The sequence below is a fragment of the Gluconobacter sp. Dm-44 genome (genome assembly GCF_018256175.1).
Lineage (GTDB): Bacteria > Pseudomonadota > Alphaproteobacteria > Acetobacterales > Acetobacteraceae > Gluconobacter > Gluconobacter cadivus.
Map to the genome: position 1 here is coordinate 1 of NZ_JAERLZ010000023.1, position 20,880 is coordinate 20,880.

The window sequence follows — 20,880 nt, forward strand, 5'->3', positions numbered from 1 at the left end:
TTCAGGTCTATGTCGAACGCGTTCTCATCCCGACACTGAAGCCGGGTGATATCGTCGTGATGGACAATCTTCCAGCGCATAAGCTTCCAGCGGCACAGAAGGCCATTGAGCAGGCAGGGGCGGAACTGATGTTCCTTCCGCCATACAGCCCGGACTTTAATCCCATCGAAATGGCTTTCTCAAAACTCAAAGCCTTGCTGCGCGCTAAAGCCGAACGAACTGTCAGTGCTCTGTGGGATACCGTCGGCACTATGCTTCCCGCTTTCACTCCCAGTCAATGCGCCAGCTTCTTTACAGCCGCTGGATATGAACCAGATTAAAGCGGAACCGCTCTAGCCTGCGCAGTATCGCTGCTAACATCAGACCGATTATCCCGGTAAGCGCACAGTTACCCAATTGATTGTTGACTTAGGAAATGATCGTTCCCTATGTTGGTTTCATGAACAATATAGTCTCATCTTCCCCCAGCCCGGCTATGGGCCGGCCGCGTGCCTTCGATATGGAAACGGTTATCGCACGTACCGTGCCGGTATTTCGCGAGTATGGATATGCTGGCGCCTCGATCGATCGTCTTAAAACCGCTACCGGGCTCACCGCAGGCAGCCTTTACAAAGCATTCACTGACAAGCGGGGCGTGTTCGAAGCGGCGTTCACGCATTATGTGAAGCAAAGACGGCAAGATCTTGCAGCTCGGCTTTTGAAGGCGAGCACCGGACGTGAACGCATTGCCGAGAGCCTCCGCTTCTATTTGGAAGCAGCTTCCGGCTTCGAAGGGCGGCAAGGTTGTCTCGTTCTAGCAAGCCTGATCGAAGCCACGACGCTGGACGGTGCCCTTCATGAGAGACTCAGCGATACACTGGCTATTAACCGAGCGGCGCTGATCACCATGCTGCGGGAGGGTCTGCAGGACGGATCAATCCGTGCCGAACTGCCGATCGAGGCCAGTGCCGATCTTCTTCTTAGCCTACTCCAAGGTTTTCGTGCCGTGGGCAAGCTTCACGATCCGGGGGACCATGACGCGTTGATAGGCATGTCTCTCAAGATATTAGACTGAGAATAGGACGAATTATGATCGAACACCTCAACACTGCCCCGTTCAAGCATGCTTTCGAGACGGTTGATGGATTGCGGCTGCACTATGTAACGTGCGGATCGCAAGACGCTGAACCACTCGTTCTCCTTTCGGGCTATCCACAAAGCTGGTTTACTTGGCGTAGGGTCATGCCTCTCTTGGCAGACCGGTTCCGTGTCGTCGCTATTGACCTTCCTGGCCAAGGGGATTCCGATAAACCGCTTGATGGCTATGACACTGGAACGGTTGCGCGCCGCGTCCACGGCCTCGTCGCACGTGTCGGTCTGACCCATTACAACCTTGCGGCACATGACATCGGTGCTTGGGTCGGACTGCCCTACGCGTTGATGTACCCAAACGAAGTCAGCCGTCTCGCGCTCCTTGATGCCGGCATACCCGGTGTTACACTGCCCGATATGTTGCCAAACGCACCCGACCGGGCGTGGCGGACATGGCATTTCGCGTTCCATGCTATACCTGACCTTCCTGAGGCTCTGATCACAGGACGTGAGCGCGTTTACCTCGACTGGTTCTTGCGTCGTAAGGCTGCCAACCCGCTAAGTTTCAGCGATGCGGATATTGACGAATATGTCCGCATTTTCAGTCTTCCCGGTGCATTACGTGCAGGCCTCGCTTTCTATCGCGCGGCAAGTATATCCGCTGAGCAGAATCGTGCGCTGGTCCGTGATAGAAAACTCAGCATGCCCGTGCTCGCCGTCAGTGCTGACCAAGGATCGATCCCTGATATGGTCGCCCCGCTTAGACCGTTCGTAGACGATCTACGCGGCAACACAGTGTCGTCCAGCGGTCACTTCATCCCCGAAGAACAGCCAGTGGCTGTTGCTCAATTGTTCGGAGAATTCTTTGCGGGCTAATGAGCGCGAAGTTCGTGATGCCCCTCAACGGCTGGCGTCTCACAACCTTACAGGTAGCGTGAGGAAACGTAATAGATCACAGCAGGGTGTGCGCCCCCTCCTCAGCAGGAAGAGGTAATGCGAGCGGTGCTCGCCAACCCCGGGCCACTTTATGATGGTCGCAGCGACGCTGAGTGGCCCGGGCATAAACGCAAGACCGCTTCTGAGACAGGCCCCAGAGAGCTTGAGCGTCGGACATGGAGGCGATTGTGTTGAAAAAGTCCCTCTGGAGATTCCACTCAACATTTAGGTTCGATACCATAACGTATAGAGCATTGTAAGTATGGGGATTTTTCATTCCCAATTGCATACAAAACCCTGAGCGGACACCTCAACCTGACTTTTTCAACACAATCGAGGCGGAAGCGGTCAGTTTTAACGCTTCCCACTTTCTTCTCGCTTGATGGCATCATCTTTAGAAAGCCTTCTGATTATCAACACAAGGGCCGCACGTTCGTAAGGTGATCCGGCAGTCGGCAAACCACCATCAAGCGCCAATGTGGCGATGCCGTAACAGCAGACCAAAAAGCGAGTGTTGCTGCTTCCAGATTATCGGGAGCGATTTGCCGAACTCGTCGGACCATGACGCCGTATGCGTTGTCTTCCACAGGCGGCGGTCCCCCATCGTGGCCAGCGAACATCAGACGGAAAAGCTTGGGGTGACGTCGAGCAAAAGCAACATAGGCCTCGCCCTGTGCGATCAGGGCTTCCGGAGCATTTGGCTTTTGATCTGTCGCGAGCAACTCTCTGCGAAGAGTCTCAAAGCCTTGCAGAGCCACGGCAGCCAAAAGGGCGTCCTTGTCTCGGAAATGTCTGTAGGGCGTCAGAGCTACGGCAACAAGGCGCGCGCGCAAATCGGTGGAAATGGTGTCAATCATTTTTACAATGTATACCTACCCCACTATGCTTACATGTAAACTTTATGGAGCTGCGTTATGCAAGCCGCAGTCAACCGTATGTTTTTCTTAGGCCAAGGAAATCGGCGTGGATAAACCCATCGCAATGCAGCTCAAACTGTTATGTCATTAAGGAATTGTTTTTGTTCAATTAAGAATATTTTGGGATCTCGCCCCCGCAGAAGCCTCAAATTCTCCTGAATTAGCGAATTTCAACACCACTATCTTACAAGAGAAGTTTCAGCACTATTGGAATGGCTATCGCGCTTGCAATAGCATTCAACCCCATTCCAACGGCAGCGAACAGTCCTGCCGTTGGATGAACTGTATATGCTCGTGCAGTGCCTACGCCGTGAGCAGCGACGCCAACAGCAAAGCCACGACCAGCATAATCGTTGATCTTAAGGATATTCATAAGCGGAGTAACGACAATCGCTCCAAAAATACCCGCTGTGACGACGAGCAACATTGTGATCGAAGGTACTCCACCCATTCGTGCGGTTATAGCCATTGCGACACCCCCTGTTACTGATTTCGGAGCGATAGCGATAAGTAGACCGCGAGGTAGGCCAAACAGAACACCGATTAGCAAACCGCTTACTGAACCAGTTATAGCGCCGCCGGTTAAGGCGACTAAAATCGGGAAGAACAGGCGGGTTAGCAACTTACGATTGCGATATATCGGCACGGCAATGGCCAGCGTAGAAGGGCCCAGCATGAAGTGGACGAACTGTGCGCCTTGGAAATAAGTGGCGTATGACGTATGAGTCATTTTGAGCAGAATAATTAATGTAACTGTTGAAATCAAAATTGGATTTACGCATGGATTGCTGCGCAGCACACCTACAATGCGCAACGAGCAAACGTAGACCAGAACAGTAACAGTCATCCATAATAAAGGCGTTCCTAAAATATATACCCAAAGGGGTGTGAGGTTATTCATAGTTGGATTTATCCGGTGGCAATAATTTAACGATGTACCCAAATAAAAAAGCGGTAGTGATAAGGGTGAAGCAGGTCGATCCGGCAACTGCAACAAATAGCTTAAGCCCATAACGAGCCAACACATCCGATACCTGCATTGTCCCAACGGCAGCCGGCACAAAGAATATCCCAAGAGTATTCAGAAGCCCTTGGCTAACTCGACCGATTGGTTCTACGTCGATTGTCTCCTCCATCAAGCCGTAGCGACTACCCAAAAAAAACAAACCAAGGATTAGGATGATCAGCCCGATAACAGGCCCTGGGAGTGGAAGATTTAGTGCTTGGGAGAGCACTTCGCCGGCTAACTGGCAGGTAAGTAAAATTCCTATGGCCTGAATCACGACTTGATGTTTCCTGCTATTCTGGCCAGCGTCCATCAATCACTGACCGGTTCTGTGGAATTTGGGTGTCAGCAACCGAGCGCGTCAGCTGCTTGTGTCAACGTCTCAACACAGAGGTCCCAATTGTCTTCTGCCCTGACATCGGTCTGCTGAAGGGGCCCGTGTTCATACGGGCGTCGCACGAAGACGGTGCGAAATCCTACTGCCCGTGCCGCCGCCAGATCGCTATTGTGCGCAGCGACCAGAGCAACCTGCTGAGGGGGGAAACCAACTGCTTCCGCTGTTTTAAGATAAGTTTCACTCTGAGGCTTGTAGCTTTTGGATATCTCGGCACCTACGATGACATCCCACGGCAGACCGCCGAAGCGGGCAAGTGCGAGCATCGCGGAAATATTCCCATTTGAAAGTGGACCGATTGGGAACTTTCGCTTAAGTCGGGTTAACCCTTCAATTGCGTCCGGCCATGGATCGAGGCGGTGCCAAGCCGTATTGAGATCGCGCAATTCGGCATCGACGATACTATCGAGGTCGACGCCATTGTTTTCCAGGACTTTCTCCAGATTTTCACGGTGAAGGATATCGAGCTTCACCCAGTTCCGTTCGCCTGAACGTACCTTCTCCATGGAAGGCTCATACAATGCGCGCCATTGATCAGCAAAATCCAACGGATCGACGGCCATTCTGTGGCGTTTCAAAAACGGTTCGGCCTCTCTTGCTACACCGTTGCGCCAGTCAACGACCGTTCCAAAAGTATCGAAACCCAGGAACCCTACGGGGCTGAAATCATGTGGCATTGTCGTTCTTTCAGAAAGATTGTTTAGCGCTGAATATCGGCACGTAACGACAACTATTCAAATTAATGATTGCGCTCTTATTCATTCACAAATACGATTAATCTATGCAATCCGCGGCCGCCTTCGACCTTCAACTCATTCGCACCTTCGTCACGGTGGCGGACCATGTCAGCTTCACGGCTGCTGCTGATGCCCTGAATCAAACCCAGTCAACGATCAGCCAGCAAATCAAGCGTTTGGAGACACGTGTCGGAAAACCGTTGTTCGAACGCAGTACACGGGTTGTTGTGCTAACTTACGAAGGAACAATACTTCTCGACTACTCCAGAAGTATGCTGAGAATTTCAGACGAGGCTTACCACAAGCTCAACGCGCCGGAGCTTTCTGGTAAACTCCGCATCGCAGCGTGTGATGACCTTACTACTTATTGGCTTCCGCAGGCCCTTAAACGATTCCGACGTATGCACTCGAATGTTCGATTGGAGGTTCACGTGGGCTTGACCGACCCGATGGTTGCCATGATGCAAGATCAACGGCTTGATCTCGTACTCGGCAAGCAGATGGTGGGGGCAGCGCAAGGTGAGGTTTTAGCGACAGAGCAACTTGTCTGGGCAGGCGATATCAGTACCCTCGAAGGGGTGACTGATCCAATCCCCTTGGCATTGTTCCCGGATGGATGTGTTTATCGTCGAGCCGCGACAGAGGCTTTGGCTCAGGCAGAACGCTCATGGGATGTTGTGTGCACAAGCCCCAGCCTTGCTGGTCTCCAAGCAGCTGTGGACGCAGGAATTGCGATTACGCCAATGGTGGATAAATTCATTGATGATATGCAGGTTGTTGGTCGTCATGTCTTGCCTGACCTGCCCAAGGTCGAATTGGCACTATTTACGCCCATCAACAGAAAGCTCAGCCCTCAAGCCACGCTGTTCTGTGAACTTTTACGCCAAATATCGATGACACCATTTAATCTGGTTTGCAGTAGTTGAAGATTGATGAATGATTTCTCAGGCAGGACGTGAATGTGCAGCAGGAATACACGAGCCTCGTCCGATGCCTGAGATTTTGTATACGATTAGGTCATGTGGATTGAAGCGAGCTAGCTGTCAGGTTGTCAGGTTGTCAGGTTGTCAGGTTGTCAGGTTGTCAGGTTGTCAGGTGGCATTGGTTCATTACTCTGGACTTGGCAATGGGCCGGGGTTGGATCAGGCCCCAGTTTTGTCAATCAACTCCACCGCTCGCACATTGTTGCTAACCGTGCGGGCTTGCTTCCTGATCACTGCGGCCAAGCCCGTCGACGATCTCCGGCCGATGAGAAAGCCCCCAGTCCGCCATCGATTGCATGACCGGCCGTAGCGTATCGCCTAGATCGGTTAGACGATACTCGGTCTTCGGTGGGACAACAGGATATTCCTTACGGGACAGCAGTCCCCATTCCTCCAGTTGGCGCAGTTCTTTTGTCAGCATCCGGTCGCTTATCGGCGGACAGGCTCTGCGTATCGCAGAGAACCTTAGCGGTTGGTTCCGAATAAGTGACCACACGATACGAGCTTTCCATCGCCCGCTGAGGATCTTCGACGTAAACGCCACAGGACATGGGGTCGTGAGTTGCATGGCACTTACACTAACAAAAAGATCCGCACTTGTGAAAGGTTAGTGTTTCTATTTTGATCGTGCCCGCAGTCTATTCAGACTGGATCGAGCACAGGAGACCCCGAAGATGAAGGCCATTTGCGTCACGGAAAATCGTCAGCTTGAGGTGCGCGAGGTCCCCACTCCTGCCTTTGTTCCGAGCGGACATATTATGGTGGACATTGTTGCTTCCGCCATTAACCATGGGGACAAGGCGCTCCTTGCAAGGCCGACGATCACCAAGGGGTTGAACACCAGTCTTTATGAAATCTGGGGCGCTTCTGCGTCAGGCAAAGTATGCGCGATTGGCGAAGATGTCCCGACGGCGTTCGCTGGTAGGAATGTGGCACTCTATCGTTCGTTGACGCCGAGCCCGCATACTGTCGGATTATGGTCTGGGAAAGCCATCTTACCTTATACCAGCGCTCTTATTCTGCCCGAATGCGTTGCAGTCGAGGATTATTCTGGTTCTCTTGTCAATGCGATGACCGCATACGCGTTTGTGGAAGAGATGTTGAGCGAAGGACACACAGGCCTGATCGTGACGGCAGGCGCGTCAGCGAGTGGCCTCGCCATAACGGCGATAGCTCGAAAAAAGCATATACCGTTGATCGCTCTGGTACGCTCTGAACAGGCTGGCGAAGAACTTCGCGGATTGGGTATGGAGCATGTTCTTGTTACGGAATCGCACGACTTCGAAAATAAGTTGGCTACGCTTTCAAAGCAACTGAACACAACCGCTGTCTTCGATGGAGTTGGAGGAGAACTGATCAATCGGATCGCTCCACATCTGCCGATAAGCAGCACTATTTGGTGTTACGGCTTCCTTGGTGGCGTAGGTCTGATCTCGGTTCCATCTGTGCTCTTCGTCGCAAAAAAGCTTACGATGAAGGGATTCAGTAATTTCAACAGCGCGACTGTCAGGGACATCCACAAGCTTCGCGCCGCGCTAACGTCTCTCGAAGAGATCATCGCCGACCCGATGTTCAGGACACGGCAGGGAATGAAATTCAGCTTCGATCAAATAGCTGAAGCTATGGCGTATGAGGCCGAACCCGGAGCGAAGGCCATTCTTTCACCGACAGCCTGATTGGCGCCATCTGTGGGAGATGGCACATACAACAGACGATATTGGTCAATCGGGTCTGAATGGTGGCGAGGCAGACGGCGGAAAAGAAGATGGTCGAGCATCTGTTGTATCGATGCCATCTTTCTGTCTCGCCATTTTCGGATTCATCATGAATTACTCATAAGTGAATTGTGATTTGTTTTCTTCAGAAGTGGCTCATACATGAAGCGTTCTTTCATTGCCGAGGTAAACATCCGAACGTTAACGGACTGACGCTCTCTAGCCGGGAAGAGGATGGCTACGGGAAGTATGGAGGTAGCAGTATCTGAAAGAACTCTGCGAAGATAACCTTTTCTTACCAGGTCGTCAGTCTGGTACGAGAGTGCGCTTGCGATACCAAGACCGTCTATGGCGGCTGACAGCGCGGCGTCGACGCTGTTTACAGAAAGTCGGGGGGAAATTCTTATTGAAAGATTATTTTTTCCGCCCAAACGCCATTCCGAATGTCCGGTCGCATATTCATCGACGTCGATAAGGCTGTGCGTCACGAGATCCTTAAAGGTTTTTGGCTCCCCACAACGCTCGATATATGAATTGCTGGCGACGAATACTTTTTGAACTTCACCAATTTTCTTCATCTTTAAGGCGCTATTCTGCGGTGGGGCGATCCGTATGGCGAGATCAATGCCTTCTTCCACAAGATGAACGACCCGGTCTGTCAAAAAGAGTCGTATGGTTAATTTTGGCCAGATTTTTAAAAGGTCCGTGACAACGGGCAGTACGTGTAACCGGCCAAAAATAACCGGTGCCGTAATCGATAATACCCCCTGCGGCTCTATCCCGGCGCCTTTTGCAACTGCGACTGCATCATCGAGATCAAAAATTGCAGTTCGGCACCGAACCAGAAATTCCGCGCCTTCCGTCGTCAGGTGAACGGACCGTGTTGTGCGGTTAAACAGGGAGACCCCGAGATCGGATTCGAGAGTCTTCACTGTGCGGGTTACTGTGGTTGCGGAAAGGCCCAGCTTACGGGCGGCCCCTACAAAGCTCGCCTCATCGCCGACCGCCATAAAAACCCGTAACGTCTGAAGGTCGATCAGGTGCCCCTCCTGCGATAAAGCAGATTACATACACAAATCGCAATAATGAAGTGCATATTTGAACGATTATCGTAAGGCAGACTTTATGAGAAGACAATGGACCTGTTCTGTCTGTCCTTTCGGGAGCTTTCCATGAAACTGTATTATCATCCCCTTTCGGGTCATGCACATCGGGCGCACCTCTTTCTTTCTCTTGCTGGCCTGCCTCATGAGCTGAAATTTGTCGATCTGGGTTCAGGTGAGCAAAAAACGCCTGAATTTTTGAAGCTGAACGCTTTTGGGGAAATACCCGTGCTGGATGATGAGGGGATCATCATCTCAGATTCCAACGCCATCCTTGTTTACGCGGCCCGGAAGATCGGTCCGTCTCACTGGTTGCCCGAGGACCGAGTGACGGAGGCCGAAATTCAACGCTGGCTATCGGTAGCCGCTGGGAAAATTGCCTATGGATGCTGCGCCGCACGCCTGGTGACCGTCTTCAAAGCCCATTTCGATACGGCTGAGGTAATTCAGCGCGCCCACGACACGCTCAAGGTGATCGAGCAAACTCTGCAAGACAGAAGCTGGATTGCTGGCACGCAGAAACCTACGATCGCGGATGCCGCGCTCTACAGTTATGTTGCGAGAGCGCCTGAAGGAAATGTCGATCTGTCGGGATACGGCGCGATTGCCGTATGGCTACGGCGTGTGGAAGATTTGCGAGGATTTGTTCCGTTTCAGAAGACTGCGGCAGGTCTGGAAAAGGGAAATGGACAATGAATTTCGATCGTCTGGCCTTCGATCACGTTGGTATTCGCGTAACGGATCTTGATGTCTCCGAAAGATTTTATGCGAAATTCGGCTTCATCCGCGATCCGGAAGAGTTCGCCCCGGCTGTGAGAGCTTGTGGCCTGAAGCACTCGTCGGGCCTTCGCATTCATCTGATTTTCAACGGTGTTCCAGACCCGCAAGGGAACGTTCTTATGGACGTTCCCGTCAAACGACCGGGCTATACACACGCGGCGTTCATTGTTGAAAGCATGAGAGATCTTGTGCATTGGCTGGAGCAGGAGCGCATCACGATCACAGAGGGGCCTGTCCAGATGGGCCACGACAGACGTATCGTCTGCTTCATACGTGATCCGGACGGAAATGTTCTGGAGTTCAATGAAATTCTTGGGTGATGTAGGGTGGGAGCCGAGAAGGATTGCCAACCGGCGTTCCTGGGTGAAAACCAGAGGGTGGCAGAGGCAAGAGCGGATAGTCTATGACGCCGAGCGGAACACGATCACCCTTAAGCAGCTTCCCAACGAGTTGGTGCAGCAGTTGCGTGAGCAGGGGCTCTGCAATGCCTGACGTCGGCTTTGCCGATCTGGTTCTCCTCTACCGCAACATCGCCTTCGACGGTTTTGGCGGGGGTACCGTCCATGTTGCAGATGACGACGTGACCGCGACGATCCGCAAGGTGGAGACCGACGAGGCGACGTACGATCTCACGCAGATCAGCCTAGTCGAGTCCGGCTCGTTTGATGTGGGTGACGACTTGCGCGTGAACGTCGGGCAGCCGTGCAGCAGCTTAGGAGTGCTCGCCGCCGACTTCGACGCGCTCTTCCGCATGCCGGGGGCAGCTTTTGCTGAGCCGCAGGACTCCTATGTCATCGATCCCGGCTACGCTCGTAATGACGAGCCCATGCCCGACATCCTAGGGCGCTACCGGGCGCTACTCGGGGTTGTCGACACCCTGCGCGAGGCGGCCAGTTATGTCGATCTGACCGCCCGCGAACTCGTGTTCATCAGCGACGAGAAGATCGTGATCCCGGTTTTATTCCTAGCCGCCGACCTGCCCGATAGTCTGCAGGCGAACGCGGCCCGGCTAAAGCGTGTATTCGAAGATCCACTCCACGGCGACGAGAAGACCGATCTGCTCTCTGCGGCCGTGGTCGAAATCACACGTGGTACGAAGAGAGCGGAACGATTCCGTCATCTCGTCGCGAACCTCGAATGGATTTGCGACGAGATCGAGAAGGGCTACCGACTCTTTGTCTCCAGCTTCTCCTATTCCAAAATCAGGAAGGAGATCAGGGGGCAGAAGGCAAGGCTCGAGAGTGACTATTCAGCCGTTCGTGACGACTTCGTAGGCACGTTCGATGATCTCGAAAAGCGGATCACATGGCACCGCTGGGTGCTCCGGTTCGTCCTGGCGCTGGCTCTGCTCGGATCGACAGGCGCCACGTGGGCGTGGCTCATGCTTACGCCCACCACCTCAACTGCGTGCTTCATCGGCGGGTGATCCGGAGGAGACCGCCTTAATCACCGGCATAATTTCTGTAGTCGCCTTGAGAACCTTGCCTTTCTCCGCACGAGCCATGACGCCGACGAGCGTCCGAGGTCGCTCCCTGCCAGATGCTGTCGCCCGCTGCGGCTCTTGGCAATGAAGGGTATGTCTCAAATTCGGCCTATTGAGGCTCGTCGAAAAATGTCGGCTTTCGGGCAACCGTCATAACCGCTTGGATGTCTGATATGAGGCGTAAGCAGTCAGTTTTAACGCTCCTCACTTGATGGCCCTGTCCTTCGACAGCCCTCTGACTACCAGCACAAGGGCTACACGTTCGTGAGGTGATCCGACGGTCGGCAAACCACCATCAAGCGCCAAGGTGGCGATGCCGTGAACAGCGGACCAGCAAGCGAGTGTTGCTGCCTCCAGATTGTCGGGAGCGATTTGCTGAACCCGTCGGACCATAACGCCGTACGCGTTGTCTTCCGCAGGCGGTGGCCGTCCATCATGGCCAGCGAACATCAGACGGAAAAGCTTGGGGTGACGTCGCGCAAAAGCAATATAGGCCTCGCCCTGTGCGAGCAGGGCTTCCGTCGCACTTGGCTGCTGGTCTGCTGCCAGCAACTCTCTGCGGAGAGTCTCAAACCCTTGCAGAGCCACGGCAGCCAAAAGGGCGTCCTTGTCCCGGAAATGTCTGTAGGGCGCCATCGCTGAAACGCCGGCATCGCGGGCTACTGCTCGCAGGCCGATGGCTTCACCTCGTTCAAGAGTTGCCAGAGCTGCGGCAACAAGGCGCGCGCGCAAATCGGTGGAAATGGAGTCAATCATGTTTACGGTGTACACTTGCCCAGCTATGCTTACGTTGTAAACTCTATGGAGCTGCGTCATGCAAGCCGCAATCAACCGCCAATCTGTTGACCTTTCTGCATACCCTGATCTTGTGATGATCATGCTCGGCTTCCAGGTGCGGGGCTGGCGCGGCCTGCTTGCCATGCGACGGATCGGGCAAGGATTGGCACAGATTAAACGTAATCGCCCCGATGGCCTGCTCGCCGATGAGGGGCTGATGTTTGGTCTGACGCATATCGGCTTTCGCCAGTACTGGCAGGATATGGATGCGCTGGAGCGCTTTACACGCAGTGAGCCACATGCGGACTGGTGGCGTCGTATGCGTGAGATGTCGGCAGGTGCAGGATTCTGGCATGAAACCTACCATGCCCGTGGAGGTGTTGAGGCCGTATATGTCGCGATGGATCAGCCGGTCGGCCTGCAACATTTCGCTCCCGGACGAAAGCCGGTAGGCCCTCTCATGTCGGCACGCTTCCGCATACAAGGAGGCAAGTAGCAACGGAATAGAGAGAACCCACTAGGATTTGCACGACGCAAGTCTATCGAATGAGAACGACCTTAACTCCGATTGCGTCCGCAATTTCAGCCCATGCCCGATCGGCCGTGACCGCGGGGAGACCCATTTTTTTGGCTAGCGCCAGACAGGCGCGGTCTCCGTGACTGAGACCAACGCGCCTGGTCGCGTCACGCATCAATCCGGCCGTTAGAGCCAGGTTGTGATCAAGAGGCCGCACGTCGAGGCGTAGAGCCGCGATCAGTTCGGATATTCCTTCGGCCGGGACGCCTTTATCAACAGCTTTAGAAACAATCTCCTGCAGGTTGATCGCGGAGATGGCTGCATCGCGCAGCCAGTAACGAGCTTCTTCAGCTCCTGTTTCTTCGTTCAGGTCCGCAAAGACAGCGGATGTGTCGATGACGCAAATCGGCATCAGCGCTTCGCCTCATCGTCATGGTTATCAAGCGCATTTTCAGCGCGTCGCTCAGCAATGACTTCGTCGGCAATCGAGGTGCCGGCCGGGACATATTTTCGGAACAGTGCTCTCGCCCGATCAAGCGAGGCATCAGGCGTCATTAAGCGAACCTGCCCATCTACGATCTCCGCCATAAGCTGGCCGCCTTTTTCGACGCCGAGCGACTTACGCAAGCCAACCGGCAGAACAAGTCGACCATTCGGCATAACGTTGACACGAATCATGTAACTGATCTCCTGCTCAAAAAGGCTGCAACCTTGTTCTGGGTCATTTTCTAATTTTAGGTCATTTTTATTGTTTGTGCCATAGCATTCGGGTGTCCGAAAACGATCATTTTCGGACAGAGGTAGAACAATATGTCTGAAAATTACCCTTACAGGCTTCCGGACAAAGTTCACCTTCCGGACATCCTATTTAGACGGCAGCAAAATTTGCTCTCCTCCGTTTGATCCGATGCTGATTAGAAATCATAGACGGGCTATGCTTCTGAACTGTCGGTATAGTCCGAGCCACTAAAAGTGGTCGACCTTGCCAACGTCGTCTACAGCATGCGGTGCTTTCTATTCTTGGAAGACATCAGCGCTGCCGCTTAGCAAGCCAGAGCGTGAAATTCCCGATCTGCTCAAAACACAGATCGAACGCCCTAGAAATCGCCAATAGTCTAATCTTGCGAGGCAGCCGTACTAATCAACAGTTCTTCGGTCCCTCGAATTGTCTCTTCCAGCACTCGTGAGCGGTTGTCACAATTTTTCTAAGAATTGCCTGTGAATAGTGGACGCCTGGTAGCGTCGACATGCTTATGGGGCATGCGGGAACTCTAGCGACACTTTTTGGCTACCGAATTTGCGTAGGCTTTTGTGTTTTCGGAGATACTGGCGGTTTTGAAGGGTATAAGGTCAGGCCTGTTGATGTTACGTCAGCTTTAGCATCCGGATAAACAGCTTGAGCCAATTTCAAATTATCGATGAACTTTGTTTTAAAATGGCCCATGCGAACAACTCCAGTTCCGAATTGAGCTTTAATGGCAAGCCAAGATATAGGAGTAGGGCGTTGGAGAACATGTAGCCGATAAGCCAACCAGCAGTAAATATCGAGGGCTTGCGAGTGCCCATTTAAAGATCTGATCGCAGCTTCTTCAATTGGAACAGGATGCCGAATAAGTTGTTCAAAAAATACTTCTGATAATTTTACGCGTTCTAAAAATTGTGTTTTGTTTTGCTGATTATCTTCGAAAAACATTGCTGTATCGACAATGTTCTGATTGATGAGGCCGCTAGAGTTCCCACCATGAAATTCGAAATTAATTCGGCATCTTGAGATTCGTTCGGCTTGTTCTCTAACGTCCGCGATGGATTTTCCGCCCTGTGGAATGCCCATTCGCTTTAGCCAATCTCTTAGACTACGACCTAACTCGACCTCTCGGTTGTTAGTTTTCAAGGCTTCAGTCTGTAGATACAGCATGATTAGACGAGCCTTGGATCCGTATGGAACTCCAACGTAAACTGGTTGGCCTGACGGTGATGCCTTCCGACCAGGTTCTACAACCATTGTCACTCTGTCAGTCGTAACTTGCCATGCAGCGTCATCAGAGAGTCTTTTATGCGGCAAACCTACATGAGTAAAACCGCTGTAGAGAAAGCCGATCGAGCTTTCTTCCATCGCCATATATTCCGAAGCGATTTTGATGACGCGACGGTCATAATCGAAGGACAGAGCGCCTTGGCGGCCTTCGTTCTCGATAAGGTCATGGATAGTTCCCATGACGTGACTTTTACACCGTTGAGGCAGTTTGTCTCCGGGAACTTTAGCGACACCTTTGCTACTAGAAAAAGATATTAGGAATTAGATATTAGTATGTGCCGCTAAAGTTCTCGGGATAAGGCTTTTTTCTGGAGTCTTGGGTCGCCAGAGTTCCCAGATTCAGCCGCTAGAGTTCTCAAATTGTCGCTAGAGTCCTCAATGGTCGCTAAAGTTCTCGGGAACGAATGTGTCGCTAGAGTCCCCATACTGGTTGTCAAAGCGGGAACTTTGGCGACATTCTAAGCGACTCGAAGTAGTGAATTTTCGGACGAGAGGCCAAAGAGGAATTCGATTCCTCTAAGAGAGAGATATCAAGTAAACCTATTAATTAACAAAAACTTATTAGTATATAGATACCCTAAGTTCTAATTTAGAAATTATAATCTCGCTCGAAGGCTGGTGTTGTTGGAGGTATACTTCTCCTCGTTTATCAAGCTCCAAAATCGTCGAAAAATGTATGGCCCACGTAATCTTGCGTTGCATCAGGTTCGGAGGACTTTCTTCTGCAGAAATTTCCTTCACGCAGTCGACAAGGTTCCAAACATTTCTCCCGCTTTTCTTCACCTTAGCTTGCCACCATGTTACGGCATCCTTAACCGAGAAAGGGGATACAAAAGAGGGTTGGAAGATCTTCTCTGGAGGCCGCAGCTTTGCCCGTCTACGGGACATTGATAAAAGCGCGTCCAGCAGATCCCGGGTGAGGATTGAAGACACTGTCTCAGCAGTAGAGGACGAGGGGGATTGTCTCCCGCGACCAAAAACACTGTCGCCGAGCACAGGCCGAGTTTCAAAGCGCTCCACGGCTCGCAAAAGCATGTCTTTTCGAAGCAGGACCCGTTGGATCTGCTCGGCTGCTGAGTGGGCGGCAAGGTGCTCTTCAGTATCCTCTCGAAGTAGAAGAGCTGAGCGCATTTGAAGAAGGGTTGCTGCCAGAACAAGATCGTTGGCAGTCTGCTCAAGCGGACGGGTGTCGAGCTGCTCTTCCACACAGATCAGAAACTGGTCGATGAGGTCAAGCAGCGGCAGGGTCCGAAGATCAAGCGCGCGACGGCGTACGGCCTGTAACAACGCGTCCAGCGGACCCTGCCAGACGCCAACCTCCAGAAGGATTTCATCAGACATCGTAAAGTGGGCGGATGGAAAAGCTGAGGTCGGGCCATTGGACTGCAATGGCCTGAAGAGCCGCCCAGGGCGTCCAGTCTGCCGACCAGAAAGAAACACTCCAGCGAGTGGAACTTCTCTTCGGATGCCCAGATATTTCTTCAACCTGCTGTAGTGGTCGTGAGGTTCCCCAGTGTTTCCACAACCACGCTTGTGTCGCGGGGGCGGTGGGGCCGAGAGAGAGAAGATCCAGAGGCAGCGGGCAGAGGGCGTTGAGGTCAAACGGGACGGCGCCGGTTCCTGCTTCCCGGGCAAGAAATCCCTTTTGGCTTTGAACAATCTGATCGATCAAAGCGGTCGTCCGGACGTCCCCGACGAGAAAGATCCCTCTCAGATCTTCGGGGTTGGTGACATCTGGCCCCCAGGAGAGACGGCCAGTCCCCGCTGCCGCCGCCCGGAACCGGGCCAACCCGGCTTCCGGTCCTGTGACAGTCAAGACATGCGCCAGCCAGTCTGGCTGGGGATTGAAAAGGGGCGGAGAGGGAAGGGTCTGCGGTTCTGCGAGCCCTGACCCCGAGATTGAAAACGCCGTGCCGCTCGCGGGTGGTTTGGGGGCATGGCGAGGAAACGGCGGACGGGTGGGAAGACGAAACCCGGCATCTGGTTCCTCATGCTCCGTCAGGGTCTGCTCACTGTAGCGGTGAGCAATCGGCCGCGCTTCGAGCTCCAGCCGATAAGCTTCCAGGCGTGCGACCGTGGCATCAACATCTGCGATGATCTCAGCAGTCGTTTGGGGCACGACTTACAGATCCAGAAGATGGGCGGGAGAGTCCAGATCAAGGCGGGCTCGACGGACATAGCGGCGCATGCTGCGCAGGTCGCGGTGGCGGGTGTGTGCCATGATCTGCTCGTCACGGGCATTGGCCCGGAAAGCTTCGGTGACAAAGCCGGCGCGCAGCCCATGCGGGCTGAGGCGTTCTCCGGAAGGAACCTTCAGCCCGGCCGCCCTGGCACGGCGCAGCAGGATCTGACGAACAGCATCCGGATGCAGGGCATCACGTCCGACCTGCTCCCAGCGATTGATGGATCGGAAGAGAGGACCATCCGTAATCTCGGCTTTCTTCAGCCAGCGCTCCAGAGCCAGAACCGGGCAGGTTTCGCGATGCTTACCCCGGGGAAGGAAAACCTCTTCACCGCGATGCTCGGGGTCGGTCTTGCTGCGGGCGATGTGGAGCTTCAATCCTGTGCCGACGATCCTGACGGTCTCTGTTGTGAAGGCAACTAGCTCTGAACGACGCAGCGCACCCGCAAAGCCGATCAGCAGAAGAGCCCGGTCGCGCAGATCCGCCAGCGTTTCAACGGTTTTGCTCTGTTCGGGTGCGACGAGTTTGCGGAGTTCCTGGGACGTGAGGGCAGCGGCCTGTTTCTGCGGCGTGCCATAGAGACGCCCTGCCGCGCGCAGGGTGGTACGAATGGCGGCGTGACCCGAACTCCACTCCAGTCCCCGCATGCGATGCTGATAGCCGATGGCAGCCAGGCGACGGTTGAGGGCCGAGCGGCTGAAACGCGGTGCCAGACTGTGGAGCCAGGCCGCAACGACGGGAGGAGCGGCCGGGAGAGGAGACGTTCCATGTTCGTCGCACCAGTGACAGAAGGCCTGCCAGTCATGGGCATACGCTCGCAGGGTTTCGGGTGCATAGGCCGCGGTCCGGGCACTGTCTTTTGCTGCGTCCAAGGCACTCTGCAGAGCAGGGGAGGGCGCTTCGGAGAGATGCTCTGCGGGATCTGTCGGGACTGTCATGCCGGTGATCTTCCCTCTGAAATATCCAATGAGTCTGCCGTAGGACAACAATTAAGGCAACTATATTTTAACACGCGGTAAGAGAACATTACCACGTGTTATAATGATAAAAAACAGTCTCAAAAGCCCCGTAGAACAAGCCCAAAAAGGCCTAAAGCGGGCCTCTCAGGCCTTCGAGCAGCGGATCCAGTTCGGCCAGGGACCGCAGGCCGTAGGTCACCAGGAAGGTTTCGGTCGTGCCCCAGAGCTGGGGCTGACCCGGAATGGGTTTCCGGCCAACGCTGCGAATGAGCCCCTTCTCCTGCAGCAGGGTGAGGATCTTCTGAGGGAGGGCGGCATCCCGGAAGCTTTCGATCTCGGGCCGCGTGACGGGCTGACGTGCGGCAATCAGCAGCAGTACTTCGAGCACCGCGCGAGGCAGGCGTTCCGACGGCTTTTCCAGCACCGCTTTCAGGGGTTCTGCGAGATCGGGTGCGGTTCGGAACATCCAGCCGTTTCCGACCGCGACCAGCTCAAATCCCATCCCCTTGGTGCGTCTGGTCACCTCACTCAGGATTTGGGCGATCTCCACGTCCTCTCCCAAGGCACGTACCAGTGTCGTCCGGGACACAGGACCGCTGCTCTGGAAGAGAAGGGCTTCGGTCAGACGGACGGGATCGGGGGAGGGAGACGTCATGACCAGAAGCATATGGTCGTTTCGGGGACGGCGGCCAGAGCCGGGACATATCGTTGATGGATTTGCTCCAGAATTTCGGAGAACAAGGCTCACCAGAGCTCTCTGTCAGGTCGCGAGGATGTGCTAAAAAACCGGAATGCCGATCCGACCGGAACTGAAAGCGCTGTATCCTCTCAACTGGCCTGAACTGAGCTGGCAAGTGAGGTTCGAGCGGGCAGGGGGCGTGTGCCAACGCTGCGGCCGCCCGCATGGGCATCGTCTTCAGGTACTGCCAGGGGGCCGGTGGAAGCATCCTGACACAGGACACTGGTTCAATGGCCGGGGCAGACGGGTGGGACCTCCCGACCTGATCGAGCATTTGGAAATGCGACAGACGAAAGTGTCCCTAGCCGCGGCTCATCTGAATCACGACCCCACTAGCAACCGATTACGCAATCTTCGGGCGTTGTGCCAGCGCTGTCATCTGCTGCACGACCGCAGCTATCATCTGGCGCAACGTCGGCTCACCTTTCGGCGGCGCATGGCGCTCGGGGATCTGTTCGAAGGGCCCTATCGGATTGGAATGAATCTTAAGGAGTATGAAACACACTATGGTTAATCTTCTGCAGAGGAAGGGGGGAGGTCTGATCTTGGCGGAAAAAGATAAAAAGCTGTCGTATATTTCGATGTTCGTTATGGACGTTGGTTTCAGAAGTAGGGACGGAAGATAGTCCAATTTAAAGCTGAACGAATGTTGTTGGTATCAGATCAATTTATGGATATACGTTCAGGATATCCCACATGGAGGATGCCATGCTTGCCCGCACAACTCTCTTTCTTTCCAATCGTTCTCAGGCTGTACGGCTTCCCAAAGCTGTTGCCTTTGACCTTAGTCTGAAGGAGGTCGTGATCATTCCCGATGGCGTACGACGCATTATTGCGCCCGCGCATGCCGCATGGGATGATTTTTTTTCGTCCTCCGGCACTGAGTTACCCGCACGCAATCAACCTGCAATGCAGGAACGCGAAAGCTTTTGATGCTACGTTATCTGCTGGATACAAATTTTTGTATTCGCGTCTTGCGTGACCGTCCAAAGGGCTTACGCGAGCGTTTCAACGATAACGCCGAGGCCCTCTGTATTTCAGATGTTGTGTTGTACGAACTCCTCTATGGGGCAGAAAAATCTCAAAATCCGGTAAGAATCCGACGTGAGGTAGAGCATTTTGCCGCGCGTTTGTCTGTTTTGCCATTTGACGATGATGCGGCAGCACATACAGCAGAAATCAGGGCTGATCTGGAAGCCCGTGGGTGTGTTATCGGACCGTACGACTTAATGATTGCTGGGCATGCTCGGAGCAAAGGGCTGGTCGTTGTAACCGGAAACCTACGAGAATTTACCCGGGTAAATGGATTGCGTTCTGAAGATTGGACGCCGGATTAACGAGAGAAGGAGGCTTTGTTGCGCAAATGCTGACGACGGGATTTATGCGCTGAGTATTGCCTAGGCTCAGGACACATAGCCAGAAAAAGACGGTCGGGCATCTGTCATGGCATGTTGCGACCCGTCTCCAGTCTTTGAGCCTGCCGAACATAATTTCGATACAGTTGCGTCTTCTGTATTTCCGTTTGTCGTATTCGACCGGTTTTCCACGAGATTTTCGGCCAAGAATACAGGGTTTGATCCCTTTCTCCTCCAGGGCGTCCCTAAACCAGTCAGCGTCATAGCCCCGATCTGCCAGAATCCATTCGGCTAATGGAAGACCGTCCAGAAGGGCTGCTGCCCCGGTGTAATCACTGATCTGCTGTCATGAAGAAGTCGAGCGGACGTCCGTTCCGGTCGGTGACGGCATGCAGCTTCGTATTCATCCCGCCTTTGGTCCGCCCGATCAGATGGTCTGGGTCGCCTTTTTTAACCGCAGGCTTGACGCCGTGCGATGGACCTTGAGATAGGTCGCATCAATCATGACCGTCTGTGGAATCTTCAGAGGGACTTTTTCAACACAATCGGGGGCAAGCGGAGTGTCCGCTCCTCATCGGAAATACTGCGAAGCTGACATAACGGTCACTTCCAGCGCAGATTACTTCGGTAATGATAATGAGGTCGGTGCCTCTTTATAAATTCGACCTCCTCACATGTATTTGCGTTGGCAATATCGGCGTAAAGGGCTGCTTCACAAGCCGCGAACAGGGTTTTGGCGATCGATTTTCAGCCCTGCCCCAAAGCCTGGGCGCCATTCTTGCCGGTGATTTCGATGCTCGCTTCGAACGAAGGCAGGCCGCGTTTTTCCGCGGCCTGCCATCTCCCGGCTGACGCCAATACGCCGCCAGGTAGATTGCCGGACGATTTTTCCGTCGGCCCCTATCATCAGACGGGTGTCGTTTGATGATCAGGGCGCTTGCAGGTTACGTCAAAGAGGACAGGCTTTCAGCGAGCGCTGCCCAACCGTCCTGGACCGGGGAAAGAACCGCTGCAAAGGTCGCGTCATCAAGAGGAGCATTTTCTCGGATGATAGCGTCTGAAAAGGTAATCGCGGGCATCGGAGAGACGGGTCTCATTTTAAGTCCCTCCGCTACCTGATGCAGTTGCGCCGCGCACTTCCCGCCGCCATGACCGCCATAGGTGACGATCATCAAGGGTTTTCCTTTCCA

The 20,880-nt window shown here is 53.7% G+C and carries 26 protein-coding genes and 2 pseudogenes; 12 read left to right on the forward strand and 16 right to left on the reverse strand.

Going from position 1 to position 20,880, the window contains the following annotated elements:
* The 3 genes from JK213_RS14860 to JK213_RS14870 form a co-directional block, all read left to right on the forward strand.
* Positions 1–320, forward strand: a 320-nt coding sequence (locus JK213_RS14860) for a transposase (RefSeq protein ID WP_211571814.1), incomplete at its 5' end; no start/stop codon positions are given.
* Positions 321–415: 95 nt separating this feature from the next.
* Positions 416–1,054, forward strand: a complete 639-nt coding sequence (locus JK213_RS14865; RefSeq protein WP_211571815.1) for a TetR/AcrR family transcriptional regulator — start codon at positions 416–418, stop codon at positions 1,052–1,054.
* A gap of 14 nt (positions 1,055–1,068) precedes the next feature.
* On the forward strand, positions 1,069–1,947 hold the full coding sequence (locus tag JK213_RS14870; protein ID WP_211571816.1) for an alpha/beta fold hydrolase: 879 nt from the start codon (positions 1,069–1,071) through the stop codon (positions 1,945–1,947).
* A gap of 473 nt (positions 1,948–2,420) precedes the next feature.
* Here the strand turns inward: JK213_RS14870 and JK213_RS14875 are convergent, their stop codons facing one another.
* From JK213_RS14875 to JK213_RS14890, 4 genes are all read right to left on the reverse strand, one after another.
* Positions 2,421–2,864, reverse strand: coding sequence for a TetR/AcrR family transcriptional regulator (locus JK213_RS14875; protein WP_211571817.1), 444 nt, complete (start codon positions 2,862–2,864; stop codon positions 2,421–2,423).
* A gap of 244 nt (positions 2,865–3,108) precedes the next feature.
* The gene (locus tag JK213_RS14880; protein WP_211571818.1) at positions 3,109–3,825 is read right to left on the reverse strand and encodes an LrgB family protein; all 717 of its coding nucleotides are present in this window, start codon (positions 3,823–3,825) and stop codon (positions 3,109–3,111) included.
* Entirely contained in the window at positions 3,818–4,207 is a 390-nt protein-coding gene (locus JK213_RS14885; RefSeq protein WP_211571819.1) for a CidA/LrgA family protein, read from the reverse strand. Before JK213_RS14885 ends, JK213_RS14880 begins: the two co-directional genes overlap by 8 nt.
* Before the next feature lie 68 nt (positions 4,208–4,275).
* Positions 4,276–5,001, reverse strand: a complete 726-nt coding sequence (locus tag JK213_RS14890; protein ID WP_211571820.1) for a haloacid dehalogenase type II — start codon at positions 4,999–5,001, stop codon at positions 4,276–4,278.
* Between the two features lie 104 nt (positions 5,002–5,105).
* On the opposite strand from JK213_RS14890, the gene JK213_RS14895 reads away from it, so the two are divergent.
* Positions 5,106–5,987 carry a LysR family transcriptional regulator gene (locus JK213_RS14895; protein WP_086636308.1) on the forward strand — a complete coding sequence of 294 codons (882 nt, stop codon included), beginning with the start codon at positions 5,106–5,108 and terminating at the stop codon, positions 5,985–5,987.
* Between the two features lie 262 nt (positions 5,988–6,249).
* Here the strand turns inward: JK213_RS14895 and JK213_RS16135 are convergent, their stop codons facing one another.
* Positions 6,250–6,612, reverse strand: a complete 363-nt coding sequence (locus JK213_RS16135) for a helix-turn-helix domain-containing protein (protein ID WP_249197422.1) — start codon at positions 6,610–6,612, stop codon at positions 6,250–6,252.
* A 106-nt stretch (positions 6,613–6,718) separates the two neighbouring features.
* Between JK213_RS16135 and JK213_RS14905 the strand changes: the two genes are divergently transcribed.
* Positions 6,719–7,720, forward strand: coding sequence for a hypothetical protein (locus JK213_RS14905; protein WP_211571822.1), 1,002 nt, complete (start codon positions 6,719–6,721; stop codon positions 7,718–7,720).
* Positions 7,721–7,866: 146 nt separating this feature from the next.
* On the opposite strand, the gene JK213_RS14910 is transcribed toward JK213_RS14905, so the two are convergent.
* Positions 7,867–8,799, reverse strand: coding sequence for a LysR family transcriptional regulator (locus tag JK213_RS14910; RefSeq protein ID WP_283091845.1), 933 nt, complete (start codon positions 8,797–8,799; stop codon positions 7,867–7,869).
* Between the two features lie 132 nt (positions 8,800–8,931).
* Here JK213_RS14910 and JK213_RS14915 point away from each other — a divergent pair, with 132 nt between their 5' ends.
* The 4 genes from JK213_RS14915 to JK213_RS14925 are packed head-to-tail and all read left to right on the forward strand — an operon-like array spanning position 8,932 to position 11,068.
* Complete coding sequence (locus JK213_RS14915; protein WP_211571824.1) at positions 8,932–9,558, forward strand: glutathione S-transferase family protein; 627 nt, start codon at positions 8,932–8,934, stop codon at positions 9,556–9,558.
* Positions 9,555–9,962 carry a VOC family protein gene (locus JK213_RS14920; protein WP_211571825.1) on the forward strand — a complete coding sequence of 136 codons (408 nt, stop codon included), beginning with the start codon at positions 9,555–9,557 and terminating at the stop codon, positions 9,960–9,962. The genes JK213_RS14915 and JK213_RS14920 overlap by 4 nt, the downstream gene beginning before the upstream one ends.
* Positions 9,963–10,005: 43 nt before the next feature.
* Complete coding sequence (locus JK213_RS16110; RefSeq protein WP_283091844.1) at positions 10,006–10,134, forward strand: hypothetical protein; 129 nt, start codon at positions 10,006–10,008, stop codon at positions 10,132–10,134.
* Positions 10,127–11,068, forward strand: coding sequence for a hypothetical protein (locus JK213_RS14925; protein WP_211571826.1), 942 nt, complete (start codon positions 10,127–10,129; stop codon positions 11,066–11,068). Before JK213_RS16110 ends, JK213_RS14925 begins: the two co-directional genes overlap by 8 nt.
* 261 nt (positions 11,069–11,329) lie before the next feature.
* Here JK213_RS14925 and JK213_RS14930 read toward each other — a convergent pair whose 3' ends face one another.
* Positions 11,330–11,881, reverse strand: a complete 552-nt coding sequence (locus JK213_RS14930) for a TetR/AcrR family transcriptional regulator (RefSeq protein ID WP_211571827.1) — start codon at positions 11,879–11,881, stop codon at positions 11,330–11,332.
* A gap of 58 nt (positions 11,882–11,939) precedes the next feature.
* Here JK213_RS14930 and JK213_RS14935 point away from each other — a divergent pair, with 58 nt between their 5' ends.
* On the forward strand, positions 11,940–12,398 hold the full coding sequence (locus JK213_RS14935) for a phenylacetaldoxime dehydratase family protein (protein WP_211571828.1): 459 nt from the start codon (positions 11,940–11,942) through the stop codon (positions 12,396–12,398).
* Positions 12,399–12,441: 43 nt separating this feature from the next.
* Here JK213_RS14935 and JK213_RS14940 read toward each other — a convergent pair whose 3' ends face one another.
* The 7 genes from JK213_RS14940 to scpB all read right to left on the reverse strand — a co-directional run bounded on the left by JK213_RS14940 (position 12,442) and on the right by scpB (position 18,251).
* Complete coding sequence (locus tag JK213_RS14940) at positions 12,442–12,831, reverse strand: PIN domain-containing protein (RefSeq protein ID WP_211571829.1); 390 nt, start codon at positions 12,829–12,831, stop codon at positions 12,442–12,444.
* Positions 12,831–13,097: a hypothetical protein gene (locus JK213_RS14945; protein WP_211571830.1), complete on the reverse strand. Its 267-nt coding sequence runs from the start codon at positions 13,095–13,097 to the stop codon at positions 12,831–12,833. Before JK213_RS14945 ends, JK213_RS14940 begins: the two co-directional genes overlap by 1 nt.
* Positions 13,098–13,707: 610 nt before the next feature.
* Positions 13,708–14,634 carry a replication protein RepA gene (locus JK213_RS14950; protein WP_211570919.1) on the reverse strand — a complete coding sequence of 309 codons (927 nt, stop codon included), beginning with the start codon at positions 14,632–14,634 and terminating at the stop codon, positions 13,708–13,710.
* A gap of 381 nt (positions 14,635–15,015) precedes the next feature.
* Positions 15,016–15,795, reverse strand: coding sequence for a ScpA family protein (locus JK213_RS14955; RefSeq protein WP_211571831.1), 780 nt, complete (start codon positions 15,793–15,795; stop codon positions 15,016–15,018).
* The gene (locus JK213_RS14960; RefSeq protein ID WP_211571832.1) at positions 15,788–16,573 is read right to left on the reverse strand and encodes a hypothetical protein; all 786 of its coding nucleotides are present in this window, start codon (positions 16,571–16,573) and stop codon (positions 15,788–15,790) included. The genes JK213_RS14955 and JK213_RS14960 overlap by 8 nt, the downstream gene beginning before the upstream one ends.
* Before the next feature lie 3 nt (positions 16,574–16,576).
* Positions 16,577–17,575: a tyrosine-type recombinase/integrase gene (locus tag JK213_RS14965; protein WP_211571833.1), complete on the reverse strand. Its 999-nt coding sequence runs from the start codon at positions 17,573–17,575 to the stop codon at positions 16,577–16,579.
* A gap of 151 nt (positions 17,576–17,726) precedes the next feature.
* Positions 17,727–18,251, reverse strand: coding sequence for an SMC-Scp complex subunit ScpB (scpB, locus tag JK213_RS14970; protein WP_249200713.1), 525 nt, complete (start codon positions 18,249–18,251; stop codon positions 17,727–17,729).
* A gap of 792 nt (positions 18,252–19,043) precedes the next feature.
* Between scpB and vapB the strand changes: the two genes are divergently transcribed.
* A complete protein-coding gene (gene vapB, locus JK213_RS14975; protein ID WP_211571836.1) occupies positions 19,044–19,268 on the forward strand; it encodes a type II toxin-antitoxin system VapB family antitoxin in 225 nt (74 codons plus the stop codon).
* On the forward strand, positions 19,268–19,672 hold the full coding sequence (vapC, locus tag JK213_RS14980) for a tRNA(fMet)-specific endonuclease VapC (protein WP_211571835.1): 405 nt from the start codon (positions 19,268–19,270) through the stop codon (positions 19,670–19,672). Before vapB ends, vapC begins: the two co-directional genes overlap by 1 nt.
* Before the next feature lie 76 nt (positions 19,673–19,748).
* Here the strand turns inward: vapC and JK213_RS14985 are convergent.
* Positions 19,749–20,204 (reverse strand): annotated as a pseudogene (locus JK213_RS14985) (IS5 family transposase); the annotation flags it as partial.
* Positions 20,205–20,634: 430 nt separating this feature from the next.
* Positions 20,635–20,880 (reverse strand): annotated as a pseudogene (locus JK213_RS14990) (NAD(FAD)-dependent dehydrogenase); the annotation flags it as partial.

Coding starts and splice junctions, on each gene's coding strand:
- JK213_RS14865 (WP_211571815.1), top strand. CDS start 416: ATGATCGTTCCCTATGTTGGTTTCATGAACAATATAGTCTCATCTTCC.
- JK213_RS14870 (WP_211571816.1), top strand. CDS start 1,069: ATGATCGAACACCTCAACACTGCCCCGTTCAAGCATGCTTTCGAGACG.
- JK213_RS14875 (WP_211571817.1), bottom strand. CDS start 2,864: ATGATTGACACCATTTCCACCGATTTGCGCGCGCGCCTTGTTGCCGTA.
- JK213_RS14880 (WP_211571818.1), bottom strand. CDS start 3,825: ATGAATAACCTCACACCCCTTTGGGTATATATTTTAGGAACGCCTTTA.
- JK213_RS14890 (WP_211571820.1), bottom strand. CDS start 5,001: ATGCCACATGATTTCAGCCCCGTAGGGTTCCTGGGTTTCGATACTTTT.
- JK213_RS14895 (WP_086636308.1), top strand. CDS start 5,106: ATGCAATCCGCGGCCGCCTTCGACCTTCAACTCATTCGCACCTTCGTC.
- JK213_RS16135 (WP_249197422.1), bottom strand. CDS start 6,612: ATGCAACTCACGACCCCATGTCCTGTGGCGTTTACGTCGAAGATCCTC.
- JK213_RS14905 (WP_211571822.1), top strand. CDS start 6,719: ATGAAGGCCATTTGCGTCACGGAAAATCGTCAGCTTGAGGTGCGCGAG.
- JK213_RS14915 (WP_211571824.1), top strand. CDS start 8,932: ATGAAACTGTATTATCATCCCCTTTCGGGTCATGCACATCGGGCGCAC.
- JK213_RS14920 (WP_211571825.1), top strand. CDS start 9,555: ATGAATTTCGATCGTCTGGCCTTCGATCACGTTGGTATTCGCGTAACG.
- JK213_RS14925 (WP_211571826.1), top strand. CDS start 10,127: ATGCCTGACGTCGGCTTTGCCGATCTGGTTCTCCTCTACCGCAACATC.
- JK213_RS14930 (WP_211571827.1), bottom strand. CDS start 11,881: ATGATTGACTCCATTTCCACCGATTTGCGCGCGCGCCTTGTTGCCGCA.
- JK213_RS14935 (WP_211571828.1), top strand. CDS start 11,940: ATGCAAGCCGCAATCAACCGCCAATCTGTTGACCTTTCTGCATACCCT.
- JK213_RS14940 (WP_211571829.1), bottom strand. CDS start 12,831: ATGCCGATTTGCGTCATCGACACATCCGCTGTCTTTGCGGACCTGAAC.
- JK213_RS14945 (WP_211571830.1), bottom strand. CDS start 13,097: ATGATTCGTGTCAACGTTATGCCGAATGGTCGACTTGTTCTGCCGGTT.
- JK213_RS14950 (WP_211570919.1), bottom strand. CDS start 14,634: ATGGGAACTATCCATGACCTTATCGAGAACGAAGGCCGCCAAGGCGCT.
- JK213_RS14955 (WP_211571831.1), bottom strand. CDS start 15,795: ATGTCTGATGAAATCCTTCTGGAGGTTGGCGTCTGGCAGGGTCCGCTG.
- JK213_RS14965 (WP_211571833.1), bottom strand. CDS start 17,575: ATGACAGTCCCGACAGATCCCGCAGAGCATCTCTCCGAAGCGCCCTCC.
- scpB (WP_249200713.1), bottom strand. CDS start 18,251: ATGACGTCTCCCTCCCCCGATCCCGTCCGTCTGACCGAAGCCCTTCTC.
- vapB (WP_211571836.1), top strand. CDS start 19,044: ATGCTTGCCCGCACAACTCTCTTTCTTTCCAATCGTTCTCAGGCTGTA.
- vapC (WP_211571835.1), top strand. CDS start 19,268: ATGCTACGTTATCTGCTGGATACAAATTTTTGTATTCGCGTCTTGCGT.